This is a genomic window from Dyadobacter sp. CY347, assembly GCF_021502655.1.
In the GTDB taxonomy this organism is placed as follows: domain Bacteria; phylum Bacteroidota; class Bacteroidia; order Cytophagales; family Spirosomataceae; genus Dyadobacter.
In genome coordinates this window covers 1,411,594-1,424,662 of the sequence record NZ_JAKFFT010000002.1, presented here as the reverse complement: position 1 = coordinate 1,424,662, position 13,069 = coordinate 1,411,594, and the positions used below count along the sequence as shown (strand labels likewise).

10 protein-coding genes are annotated in these 13,069 nt (G+C 44.8%); 8 read left to right on the top strand and 2 right to left on the bottom strand.

The window, feature by feature from the left end; genetic code table 11:
- The 4 genes from L0659_RS06780 to L0659_RS06765 all read left to right on the top strand — a co-directional run bounded on the left by L0659_RS06780 (nt 1) and on the right by L0659_RS06765 (nt 6,376).
- Nucleotides 1-2,298, top strand: a complete 2,298-nt coding sequence (locus tag L0659_RS06780; RefSeq protein ID WP_235124982.1) for a peptidylprolyl isomerase — start codon at nt 1-3, stop codon at nt 2,296-2,298.
- A gap of 81 nt (nt 2,299-2,379) precedes the next feature.
- Nucleotides 2,380-3,753 (top strand): peptidylprolyl isomerase, encoded by a 1,374-nt coding sequence (locus L0659_RS06775; protein WP_235124981.1) that lies wholly within the window; start codon nt 2,380-2,382, stop codon nt 3,751-3,753.
- Nucleotides 3,754-3,806: 53 nt separating this feature from the next.
- Nucleotides 3,807-4,769 (top strand): MoxR family ATPase, encoded by a 963-nt coding sequence (locus L0659_RS06770; protein WP_235124980.1) that lies wholly within the window; start codon nt 3,807-3,809, stop codon nt 4,767-4,769.
- A gap of 14 nt (nt 4,770-4,783) precedes the next feature.
- A complete protein-coding gene (locus L0659_RS06765; protein ID WP_235124979.1) occupies nt 4,784-6,376 on the top strand; it encodes an aldehyde dehydrogenase (NADP(+)) in 1,593 nt (530 codons plus the stop codon).
- Here the strand turns inward: L0659_RS06765 and truA are convergent.
- Nucleotides 6,354-7,106: a tRNA pseudouridine(38-40) synthase TruA gene (truA, locus tag L0659_RS06760; protein ID WP_235124978.1), complete on the bottom strand. Its 753-nt coding sequence runs from the start codon at nt 7,104-7,106 to the stop codon at nt 6,354-6,356. The two genes, L0659_RS06765 and truA, sit on opposite strands and share 23 nt — an antisense overlap.
- A gap of 109 nt (nt 7,107-7,215) precedes the next feature.
- Between truA and L0659_RS06755 the strand changes: the two genes are divergently transcribed.
- From L0659_RS06755 to L0659_RS06745, 3 genes are all read left to right on the top strand, one after another.
- A complete protein-coding gene (locus L0659_RS06755) occupies nt 7,216-8,886 on the top strand; it encodes a glutamine--tRNA ligase/YqeY domain fusion protein (protein ID WP_235125258.1) in 1,671 nt (556 codons plus the stop codon).
- Nucleotides 8,887-9,121: 235 nt separating this feature from the next.
- Nucleotides 9,122-9,379: a hypothetical protein gene (locus tag L0659_RS06750; protein WP_235124976.1), complete on the top strand. Its 258-nt coding sequence runs from the start codon at nt 9,122-9,124 to the stop codon at nt 9,377-9,379.
- 110 nt (nt 9,380-9,489) lie between these two features.
- Entirely contained in the window at nt 9,490-10,014 is a 525-nt protein-coding gene (locus L0659_RS06745; protein WP_233797736.1) for a ferritin, read from the top strand.
- Nucleotides 10,015-10,065: 51 nt separating this feature from the next.
- Here the strand turns inward: L0659_RS06745 and L0659_RS06740 are convergent, their stop codons facing one another.
- On the bottom strand, nt 10,066-10,638 hold the full coding sequence (locus tag L0659_RS06740) for a GNAT family N-acetyltransferase (protein WP_235124974.1): 573 nt from the start codon (nt 10,636-10,638) through the stop codon (nt 10,066-10,068).
- A gap of 187 nt (nt 10,639-10,825) precedes the next feature.
- Here L0659_RS06740 and L0659_RS06735 point away from each other — a divergent pair, with 187 nt between their 5' ends.
- A complete protein-coding gene (locus L0659_RS06735) occupies nt 10,826-13,063 on the top strand; it encodes an FUSC family membrane protein (RefSeq protein WP_235124973.1) in 2,238 nt (745 codons plus the stop codon).
- Nucleotides 13,064-13,069: the final 6 nt, after the last annotated feature.

Below are 13,069 nucleotides of genomic sequence, written 5' to 3'. Positions count from 1 at the left end.
ATGCTTAAAATACAATACAACATTGCCCTGCTTGCCCTTTTAACCGTAAGCTCTTGTAAAACAACGGCGCCTCCTCAGCAAGCAGCAGTAACAACTGAAACACCCGCCTTACTGGAAATAGGGAACGAGAAATTTTCGATTGAAGATTACCAGGATTCATATAACAAAAACAAAAATGCTTCTGATTCAACGCGTGAATTAACTCCGGAAGAGTATTTTAATTTATATAAGGATTTAAAAATCAAAGTACTACACGCGAAGCAAGAAGGGAAAGACACCACCCAGGACTATAAGGAAGAGATCACTTCCTACCGCGAGCAGCTTGCTAAAAACCACCTGGTCGACAAATCCCTGGTTGAAAAACTTTCCAACGAGGCCTATAACAGGCTGAAACAAGAAGTAAGGGCATCCCATATTTTGATCGGTGTTTCGGAAGATGCTTCTCCGGCCGATACATTGGAAGCTTACCGTGCTGCCATTGCACTGCGCGGGAGATTGGAGGAAGGTAATGATTTCGGTGACCTTGCCGCTAAATTTTCCAAAGATCCCGTTGCATCAAAAACCAAAGGCGACCTAGGTTACTTCACAGCTTTTCAGACCCTTTATCCCATTGAAACCGCTGCTTATACGTTGCCTGTCGGAAGAGTGTCCCAGCCTATCTGCACGAAAGCAGGATATCACTTGGTAAAAGTGATGGACCGTCGTTCAAACCGCGGTATGGTGCGGATTGCACACATTATGGTCCAGCAGGATACTGCCGGAACTGCGGCGCAAAAGGAATCGGCAAAGGCGCGCATCGATGAAGCCTATGGTTTGCTGGAAAGCGGGGAAGATTGGGAAGCGGTGGTTGAAAGCTTTTCGGACGACAAACAATCCAGAAAAAACAAGGGGTTATTGCCGATGTTCGGCACAGGCCAAATGGTGCCGGAAATCGAAGAAGCTGCATTTGCATTGAGTAAGGTGAACGCCTATTCCAAACCTGTCCTGACCATGTATGGCTGGCACATTGTGCGGCTGGCAGAAAAACGCGGCATTGAACCTTACAGCGTCATGGCGCCTTCGCTTCGCAAAAAAGTTGTAACGGATTCGAGAGGAAAAATTCTGGAACAGGCCAATGCAAAGCGACTTCGCGAAAAATATAAGGTTCAGGAATTTGCAGATCAATGGAACGCGGTTGCCGCGCTTGGAGACAGCACAATCTTAGCAGGCAACTGGGATTATCTGAGTGCGGTGTCAACAGATTGGGCCTCTATTGCGTTATTTAAAATTGAGGAGCTGCCTTATGATGCGCTGAGCTTTCTGAACTATGTAAAAAGAAAGCAACAGGCCAAACCGAAGGGTTCATCCCCACAGGTTGTCTTTCGCAGATATTATAATGATTATGTTACTGAAAGTCTGGCTGATTTTGAAAAAGAACATCTGGAAGAAACCAATGCTGAATTCCGCAGCCTGATCAGCGAGATCAAGGAAGGTGTGCTGCTTTCGCAGGTAATGGAGGAAAACGTCTGGGGGCGTTCATTGACTGATTCTACCGGCCAGAAAGCGTTTTACGATCAGCATAAGGACCGTTATCAGTTCCCGGAACGTGCGTTGGCGACAATTGTTTCTGCCAAAGACACACAGACTGTGAATGCAATTAAAAGGACACTTTCACAAAGCCCTTACAAGCTGGAAAGAAGATCGAGAGAAATTTTGTTCGCCGCAAATGCGAGTGAAATTGATAATGAGCAACTTGAAGCGCTCAACGACGTTTATATTGTAATGGAAAAGAATCCTGATTACATTGTAGAAATTGCGGGTTACAGGTCTACGGACGAAAGTGAGATCACATCCGCAAACCGGATCAGGAACGTTGTGAAGTATCTGAATGGCCGCAATATCCCGATTTTGCGGATCATCGAAAAAGATTACGGCTCATTCAGGCAGGCGGCAGAGGCGGATCGCAACCGACGGGTTAGCTTCCAGTTTTACAGCCAGTCGAAAGAAGACGTCGAGAATGTGTATAATGCTGACGTGCCTGATGCTGTGATGATCCGGGATGGCTATTTTACCAAAGAAAATCCATTGTTTACCAAATTCAAATGGCAGGCAGGCGAGCAAACGGTGACGGATAACAATAAGGTTTTCTGGACTTCCGTGCAAAAAATTGAGCCTTCGCGTGGCAAGACATTTTCCGAAGCACGCGGAAGTGTGATCAATGATTATCAGAAAGAACTGGAAAAACAGTTAATGAACCGGTTGGAGGCAAAATTCCCTATCAAAGTGAATGCACAAGAATTAGAAAAAATTAAGCGTTAAACGTATTTTAGCATTTCGTAAACCGTTTTTGTAATTAAAACCAGAGTAACCCGAACAGATTAAGGAGAATCAAATAAACATATGAAAATAAATAAAGTAATTGCGCCCGGTCTGATAGCAGTCTTCACACTGTTTTTCAGTCTCATCAGTTTCGGACAGGGCCAGCAGGGGATCAGCATTGATAAGATCATTGCCAGGGTTGACAATCATTATATTCTGAACTCCGAATTGGAGGAAATGTACACGCAGTACAAAGCCGAAGGACGCGCCGCTCCTGAAAAATGCCAGCTTCTCGAATCGCTGATCATCAACAAAATGCTCCTTGCCAAAGCCGAAATTGACTCGGTTGTAGTGGAAGACAAAGAAGTAGATGGCGAGCTGGATGCCAAGATGGGTTACATGGTGCAGCGTTTCGGTTCAGAAAAGAACATTGTGGAAGCCTACGGTAAAAGCATTGAAAACCTGAAAAGCGAACTCCGCACGCAGGTTAAGGAACAAAAGATCGTTGAAAAAATGCAGCGAACCATTTCAGGCAATGTAAAAATCACGCCGAGTGAAGTGCGCAAGTTTTTTAATTCCATTCCAAAAGACAGTCTTCCTTACATTCCTTCCGAAGTGGAAATCGGTCACATTGTGAAACTGGGAACTGTAACCCGTGAGCAAAAGGATAAATTAAGACAACAATTGCTCGAATTGAAGCAACGCGCTGAAAAGGGAGAAGACTTTGCCACATTAGCCCAGATCTATTCAGAAGATCTTGGATCGGCGAAAAACGGTGGTGACCTGAACTTCGCAAAACGTGGCGCAATGGTTCCTGAATTTGAAGGAGCAGCATTGTCGCTGAAACCTGGTGAAATGTCGGATATCATTGAGTCGCAGTTTGGTTTTCACTTAATTAAATTAATCGAAACACGCGGCGCTGAATATCATGCAAGACACATTCTGCTTCGTCCTGATTACAATAAAGGAACCGATATGACGTCGGCCATACGCGCATTGGACAGTCTGCGAAACCTGATAGAAATTGACACATTGAAGTTTGCAAAAGCGGCTTTGGATAATTCCGAAGACAAGGAAACGGCTGAATCGGGGGGGTTGATCATGGATAGAAACACCGGCCTGGCTCGTCTTACGTTGGACGCTTCCATGGATCCGGCACTATATTTTGCGATTGATACCATGAAAGTGGGCGACCTTAGCAAACCCGTTGCATATCGTACGGAAGACGGAAGAAGCGCGATGCGTGTCATTTGGTACAAAAGTAAATCAGAACCGCATACGGCAAATTTGCGCGATGATTATGAAAAGCTTGCCCAGATCGTGTTAAGTAACAAGCGGAATAATGCATTGGAGGAATGGTTTAAAAAGGCGCAGGGGGATGTTTTCATCAGCATCGAACCTGAATATAAAGATTGTAAAGTGCTCGGATTAGAGGCTATGGCAAACGATATTTAGCTTTTTGAGACAGGATTGCGGTTAAAGGAGTTGAAAATTTAATCTGACAAATTGTGAAGTATTCATCGGACGTTGAAGCTGCCGAAGCTATGAAAGTAGCTTATGATAAAATCCGGAGTGAGATAGGAAATGTAATTATCGGACAGGATGAAGTTGTCAAAGGGTTACTAACAGCGATTTTTTGCCAGGGCCACTGCCTATTGGTAGGCGTTCCGGGATTGGCCAAAACGCTTCTGATCCAGACAATTGCATCTTCTCTTGACTTGAATTTCAACCGGATCCAGTTCACGCCCGATTTAATGCCGTCAGATATTCTTGGATCTGAAACATTAGACCAGAACCGCAATTTTAAATTTATCAAAGGACCTGTTTTTGCCAACATTATCCTCGCTGATGAGATTAACCGGACCCCTCCAAAAACGCAATCTGCGCTTTTGGAAGCAATGCAGGAATATTCGGTAACCATTGCCGGCGCAAAACATTCATTAGAGCGTCCTTTCTTTGTTTTGGCAACCCAAAACCCCATCGAACAGGAAGGAACCTATCCCCTGCCGGAAGCCCAGCTCGACCGTTTTATGTTCATGATCCAGCTGGATTATCCTTCTTATGCTGAGGAAGTTAATATCGTTAAAAACACAACCAACGACGTTCGTTACCAGGTTCAAAAAGTCGTTTCTGCCGAGGAGATCATGGATTTCCAGCATTTGGTAAGACGCGTTCCGGTAACCGATCACGTCATCGAATATGCAGTAAAACTCGTTCACAAAACCAGGCCCGCAGCAGGACTCGCGGTAAAAGACACCAACGACTATCTTGACTGGGGCGCCGGTCCCCGTGCTTCACAGGCGCTTATCCTGGCTGCAAAATGTAACGCATTGCTTTCCGGGAAATATTCGCCTGACATTGAAGACGTTAAAGCAGTGGCATTGCCGGTGCTAAGGCATAGAATTATCCGGAACTTCAAGGCTGAGGCCGAAGGAATTTCGGTGGATGACCTTATCGCACGTCTCGTCTGACACAATCTTAACATATGGAAATCAAAGGCAAAAATTACATTGGCTATTCACTTTCCAGCCAGGGCGACCGCACATTCCAATCTTACGTCCCCGCAAAAGATTCTTTTCTTGCTGACAATTTTCATACAGCCACGATTGAAGAAGTCGAGCGGACTATGCTGCTTGCCAACAAGGCTTTTGGCGAATATGCCAAAATTCCCGCCGCAAAAAGAGCTGATTTTCTCATTGCTATAACCGAAGAAATCCTGGCAATCGGCGATGTTTTGCTCGAAAGGGCGAATCTGGAAACCGGCTTGCCCATTGCACGCCTGCAAGGTGAACGTGCGCGCACGATCAACCAGCTTACCCAATTTGCAGAACTGCTTCGCGAAGGCTCTTGGGTGGACGCGTCCATCGACACCGCCCTACCCGACCGCACGCCAGTTCCTAAGCCCGACATTCGCAAAATGCTCGTTCCTATTGGCCCGGTCATCGTTTTTGGTTCCAGTAATTTTCCATTTGCATATTCTGTGGCTGGTGTCGACACGGGTCCGGCCCTGGCAGCAGGAAATCCAGTTATAGTAAAAGCCCACGCCGCACATCCCGGCGTAAGCGATCTGACGGCACAGGCCATTGTGAAAGCTGCGCAAAGGACCGGAATGCCGGATGGTGTTTTTTCTATGTTGTATGATGATGGTTTTGAAGTGGGAGCAGCATTAGTAAAGCATCCTGCAAGTAAAGCGGTCGGATTTACAGGTTCGATGAAAGGTGGAATGGCGCTCTTCAAAATGGCGCAGGAACGCGAGGAACCTATTGCTGTTTTTGCTGAAATGGGCAGTGTCAATCCGATTGTTGTTTTACCAGATTACCTGGAACGCCATGCATTGGAACTCGGAAAAACGCTCGCTGGTTCGGTAAGTTTGGGCGCAGGACAGTTCTGTACAAATCCTGGACTCGTGTTTGTAACAAAAACGCAGGGCCTGATCGCATTTACAGATTCTTATAAAAGTGAAATTCTGAAAACCACATCTGCCACAATGCTTACGGCGGGCATTTATAAAAATTACTATAAGCTCCGCGATCATGCATTTGAGCAGGAAGATGTATCCAAACTTGCCATTTCTGAGCAGATTTCTGATGGAGAAAATCAAGCGCAGGCATCCATAGCGACGGTTTCAGGCAAAAACTTTATTGCCAATCCAAAATTACAGGAAGAAGTTTTCGGGCCATTTTCGCTCCTGGTCATTTGTGAGAACACGGACGAAATGCTTCAAGCGATTTCGCAGTTAAAAGGACAGCTGACCTGTTCGCTGATGGCTGAGGAAAGTGAAGTAAATACACATACTGAGATTGTGAATAAGCTTGCGCAAATTTCGGGTCGCTTTATCTTGAATGGCGTTCCTACTGGCGTGGAAGTTTGCCCGTCCATGCACCACGGCGGGCCGTTTCCCGCGACTGCGGATGCAAAATTTACATCAGTTGGCCGGCACTCCATTCTGCGTTTCGTTCGCCCGCAGTCATTTCAAGGCTGGCCGGATGCGCTCTTGCCGGATGAATTGAAGAATAGTAACCCGCTTGGCATTTTCAGGTTGGTTAATAATCAGTTCAGTCAGGACGCGATTCAATAAAATCATATCCCACTTCAACAAGGAAAAGGCCTTCCGCTGGTGCCTGGGCTCCTGCGACCTTTCTATTTTTTGCCAAAATAACCTGTTCAAATTCAGCAACAGTCCGCTTGCCTTTTCCTACTTCCAGCAATGTTCCCACCAAAGCCCGGACCATTCCGCGCAAAAAACGATTGGCGCGAATGTGAAAAATCAGCATATCGCCGGAATCGACCCAAACGGCCTCGGTAATGGTGCATCTGAAATTATTTACTTGCGTATGGATCTTGCTAAAGCTTTCGAAATCATTGTGTTTCAGCAGTAATGCAGCCGCTTCGTTCATTTGCTCAATGTTAAGTTCAGCTTTTAATATATAAGCCAAATCCGTCAGAAAAGGGTTTTTTCTTCTTGTAATCCTGTATTCGTATTTCCGGTGCGTGGCTGCAAACCGGGAGTTGATATCATCCGCAACCGGAATGACCTGCCGCACGGCAATGTCCCTGGGTATAAGCCCGTTGAGTTTGTAAATCAGCAGTTCATTATCTTCGATGGGATTTTCTAAATCAAAATGCGCAAATTGTTGTTCTGCATGTACGCCCGTGTCTGTCCTGCTGCTGCCTGTGATTTCAATGGGCCAACGAAGGATTTTCGCGAGCGCTTCTTCCAGCACTTGCTGGACACCCAATGCATTGTTTTGTTTTTGCCAGCCGTTGTAAGCCGTTCCTTTATAGCTGAATTCGAGAAAATAGCGCATTTTGCAAAAGTAAAGGAAACAGCCCGGATTTGCGATTTGCCGCCGTTGGTTGCTGATAATGTTGGGAAGAAGGTTAACTTTGAAAATCGAAAAATATTTCCAGTTTAGTATGATTACGGAAGAGAAAAAAGAAGAGAAAAGCCTGAATTTTATAGAGGAAATTGTGGAAGCGGATTTGCAGGCAGGAAAATATACCCAGATCATCACCCGATTTCCACCCGAACCAAACGGTTATTTACATATCGGCCATGCATCCAGCATTTGCCTTAATTTTGGCTTGACCAAAAAATTCCCAGGCTACACAAACCTTCGTTTTGACGACACCAACCCGGTTACCGAGGATACGGAATATGTGGAAAGCATTAAAAATGACATCCGCTGGATGGGTTTTGAGTGGGAGAATGAGCTTTACGCTTCCGATTATTTCGATACATTATATCAATATGCCATAGAGCTGATTAATAAGGGATTAGCCTATGTTGACGATTCGACGTCCGAGGAAATTGCATTGCTCAAAGGCACTCCGACGGAGCCTGGAAAAGACAGCATTTACAGAAGCCGTTCGGTTGACGAAAACCTGGCGCTTTTTGAAAAAATGAAAAACGGCGATTTCCCCGACGGAAGCCGCACGCTTCGTGCTAAAATTGATATGGCGCACATGAATATGCTCATGCGCGACCCGATTCTTTACCGGATCAAACATGCGCACCATCATCGCACGGGCAACAAATGGTGCATTTACCCGATGTATGACTTTGCTCACGGACAAAGCGATTCGATAGAGACGGTAACGCACTCTATATGTACATTGGAATTTGTGCCGCACCGCGAATTGTATGACTGGATCATTGAAAAGCTCGGCATTTATCCATCGCATCAATATGAATTCGCACGCCGCAACCTGAATTATACGGTGACCAGCAAGCGCAAATTACTGCAACTGGTTCAGGAAAAGCACGTAAACGGCTGGGACGACCCAAGAATGCCAACGATAAGCGGCTTGCGCAGAAGAGGTTACACACCGGAAAGCATTCGTGATTTCTGCGACCGGATCGGTGTTGCACGTCGCGAGAATATGATCGATGTGGGTTTGCTTGAATTCTGCGTTCGTGAAGATTTGAATAAAAAAGCATTGCGCAGAATGGTGGTTTTGGATCCTCTGAAAGTTATTATCACCAACTTCCCAGAAGGCGTTACCGAAATGTGCCATAGCGAAAATAACCCCGAAGATGTTGCGACCGGAAATCGTGAAGTGCCTTTTTCAAGAGAAATTTACATTGAAAAAGAGGACTTTATGGAAACGCCATCAAAGAAATACTTCCGCCTTGCACCAGGTAAAATGGTGCGACTGAAAAGCGCCTACATTATTCAGTGTGATAATTTTCTTAAAGATGAAAACGGCGAAATAACAGAAGTGCATTGCTCTTACATTGAAAACAGCAAAAGCGGTCACGACACGACCGGTATTAATGTAAAAGGCACATTGCACTGGGTTTCTGTTCCGCACGCCCAGGAAGTTGAAGTGCGGCTTTACGACCGGTTGTTCTCCGTCGAAGATCCTTCGTCCGAAGAAGGTGATTTCAAAGATTACATCAACCCAAATTCCTTAGAAATCATAACCGGCTACGCTGAGCCAGCGCTCAACGAAGCCAAAGAAGGCGAATCATTCCAATTCCTAAGAAAAGGCTACTTCGCCAAAGACCCGGACAGCAACACAGAAAAGCTAGTCTTTAACCGGACAGTAACATTGCGAGACAACTGGGCGAAGGCTGGAAATTGATATCCGGCATCTGACGCAATCTAATTACAGTGAACATTAAAATGTTCTTCCCTGTAATTAGATTGCTTACAAATAAACTTGCTTGACATTCAGTTTGCGGTTATATTTGTGCAACAATTTCCACGATTCAAATCGATTGCTGTCAGTGAATACCCCAAATGAATTGTTTAGTACTGCGAAAGGATCTAGCTTACAGTGCGATTTAACTTCTAAGATCATTCTTCATTTTGGTGAAATGCAGGCTTCGTTCAGGATTCAAGACTTCCTGACTTTCCGCCGCTTCATTAACAACATTGACATTCACAGCAAAATTTTTGACCTGTCAGATGAGTCTGACTATGAGTTTGTTGAGGCACCTCAGCTGAACATTAACCACAAACTTACCCTTTGCGAGCTGATCCAGTTAAGAGAACTGGTGAATGGCACCCACTTCGCAATTGAACTCAATTCTCTCCTGCACCAACTGTTGTTTAGCGAGCCAGAATTAGTCTAAATAGCTCATTTCGATCATATTAGACCAATTCCAAATTTCAGGTTTCGTTTGTAATGCTGAACTTTCGCATGATATTTGTACTTGTTAATACAAATAAAAGAAAGTAAACCATGAGAGATTTATTAAGACAACGGACTTCCCTGAAAGAGGAAATAGAAATACTTTTGAACAATCAGGTAAAAATGGAAGCGGAAGCTTCTGCCAAATATCTGGCCATGGCTTCATGGTGCGACCGTAACGGATTCAAAAACAGCGCAAAATATTTCTTAAAGCAGTCTGACGAAGAACGCGGACATATGCTTAAAATATTCAATTACATTATGACTGTGGGTGGAACGGCCGTTTCACCGGAAGTAGCAGCTGTGAAACAAGAGTTTGCAACATTCAGAAGCGTTTTCGAAGCAGCATTGCAAAGCGAAATTGCAGTAACACAATCTATCAACCGCATTGTGACACAAAGCCGCAGAGAAGAGGATTACGGTACTGAAAGCTTCCTGCAATGGTTTGTGAATGAGCAAATTGAAGAAGAAGACAACGCCCGTCGTGCGATCGAACTGTTTGACGTGATCGGCGAAGAAGGAACCGGACAATATTTCATTGACAAAGCAATTCTTAAAATTGGATCTGAAAACTGATCCAATTTGATATAAATTAAAATAGCTGCCCCGAAAGGAGCAGCTATTTTTTTATGCCTTTTTATTCAGCAGCGAGAAAATTTCCGTATCCAGAAATTTACCGTTTTCATAAAAGCTCTCCTTAAAATAAGCTTCCCTTTCAAAACCGTGTCTGAGCAAAATCTTTCTGGATGCCTCATTATCAGGGCTAATTTTGGCCTCAATGCTGTGGAATTGCATGTTTTGAAAACCGTAATCAACGATCCGTTTTAATGCTTCGCCCATAATGCCTTTGGACCAATGGTCGGGATGGATCATATAACCGATCTCAGCGCGGTAATTATAAAGGTCCATTTTGTGAAATCCGATGGTGCCGATCAACGGACTGCTGCTATTCACAGCTGCCACTTGCTTCATTGAAATACCCCAGGTAATCCCACCTTTTTCCCGCAAATTTCGGGAATAGGCGTCGATCAGATCCTTTGCGTCCGTCTCTGATTGCATCAATGGTTTTCCAATGTAACGCATAGCAAGCGCATTACTCCGTAATTTAAACATATCTGCCGCATGCTTTTCGGACATTGCATGAAGTAGCAAACGGTCTGTCTGCAATGTTGGGAAAGGATCAAAATTTACGAACAGCATTGTGTTTGGATTCAGTTGAAGCTCATTTCAGGAAGCAACCCGGTTACCGTAATTACCAAAAATACAAAAACAAAGCTATATCGACGATTAACAGGACAATGCAAATAATCGGGAATTTTGGAACGCGTTTTGTTGCTTGTGGATTATTAATAAGTAGTATTGCAACAGCTACCGATTGCCTGTTTACATGAATTACCTCGACGAATTCAAAAAGTTTATTTCAAGTCATTACCTTTCCACAGGCGTAAGATTAACCTTGGGCGCGGTTGTTCCGAGCCTTATTTTTCAACATTTCGGTATTCTTGGTGAGATGATCGCGTTTCCGCTTGGCACTTTGCTGATCGGCGCTACGGATAATCCGGGGCCTTACCACCGAAGACGGAATTCCCTGCTGATTGCCATTGCTACGTGTTTCCTTGTTGCCTGCGTTACCGGCTTTCTCCGGCACATTCACTTCATAATATTCCTTGAAATCATCGTTTTCGGGATGTTTTTTTCGCTGGTCGGCGTTTATGGAAACCGGGTTAATAGCATCGGGCTCATTGCGTTGCTCGTTTTTGTCTTTAACATTGATGACCATTTAAGCGGCGATATGGTGTTTCGCACGGCGGCGATCTTCGCGGCTGGCGGAATCTGGTACTTTATCCTGTTTATGATCTTGCAAAAATTGCTTCCCTACAAGCTGATCCAGCAGCTATTAGGGGAGAACTTTGCGGAACTGGGAAAGCTCCTCTGGATTAAGGCCGGTTACTACTTTGCAAATCCTGACTACGACGACCTCTTCAACCGGATGATCCAGCAGCAGGTTATCCTCCGTGAAAACCACGAAAACCTGCGCGAAATCCTCTTCAAAACCCGTGAGATCGTTTCCGAATCCACAAATAAAAGCAGGGTTTTAATGCTGATGTTCCTAGACAGCATTGATTTGTTTGAAAGGATACTGAACTCGCAGCAAAACTATACAAACCTGCACCGCGCATTTGATCACACACAAATTCTCAGGCTTTTTGGTACATATATAACCTGGTTATCGGCTGAAATTCAGCAGATTGGACTTGCAGTGCAGAGTGGTTTCCCCTCCCACCCCAAGCACGATCTGGACGAAGCATTTAATAAATGTCAGCGTGCGTTTGAGAATATGCGCGAACACAAAATGACGCATGATAACATGGAAGATTTTATCATGCTGCGTCAGATTCTCAACAGCTTGCAGGATGTGACGGAACGCGTAAAAAAGCTTCACCGGGCCACAACTTATGATGCGGAGGTGAGCAAGGGTTACAAGTTAAATGTTGAGGCAGAGAATTTTATACCAAAACAGGAATATCATCCACGTATCCTGCTGGACAATCTTTCCCTGAAATCCAGCCATTTCCGTCATGCCGTGCGCATCACGCTCGGGCTTCTGGTTGGTTATATTATTTCCCTTTTTCTGACGGTTGGTCATGGTTACTGGATCCTGCTGACCATTGTTGTGATCCTGAAACCGGCTTTCAGCATTACCAAGCAGCGTAATGTCCAGCGGATTGGGGGAACGCTCGTGGGTGTGTTCACGGGCTTTATGCTCTTGTACCTGATTAAAGACGGCACCGCGTTGTTCATCATCATGATGCTGGCAATGATCATGGCTTACAGCTTTTTAAAGATCAATTATTTCATCGCGTCCACGACCATTACATTATATGTGATCCTTTCCTTCAATTTCCTGAACCCGCAGCAGATTACAGAGGTTTTACACGACAGAGTGATTGATACAATCATCGGATCTCTCATCGCTTACCTGATCTCGTCCTATGTCCTTCCGGTTTGGGAACATACGCAGATCAATCAATACATTCGTGATGCATTGGATGCGAACCGCAAATATTTTGACGTTGTAGCAGCAAAATTCACGGGAAAAGATCTGAATATTAACGAGTTAAAATTGCTTCGAAAAGACGCGATCATTGCGATGGCCAATCTTTCCGATAATTTTCAAAAAATGCTGTCCGAGCCGAAACGCCAGCAGTTGAATATGGAAGAGTATCACCAGTTCGTTGCCACGAGCCATATGTTGACTTCCTACATTGCCTCGCTGTCGACCTACGCCCAGACGCTGGAATATTCGGAGTTTTCGGTTGAATTTGAAGTTATGATCCGGCAGATCGACCGGCAGATCAAAGCGGCAACGGACATTATCGAGGGAAAAGTGGAAAGCAGTTACGAAATAGCCCGCGAATCGCTGCCCCAAAACCAGAAGCTCGTTGAGCTTTTAGCAAAAAGGAAGAAGGAAATTAAAGAACTGGGAATCGAAAAGGCAGATCAGTCACCGGCGCGTAAGATGCTGTCAGACCTGAAAACGATCAATGGATTGTTTGAGCTGATTAGCACCATTACCATTGACGAAATTAAAATCCTGCAAAAAATTAAAGCATTAAAAACCTAACATTCA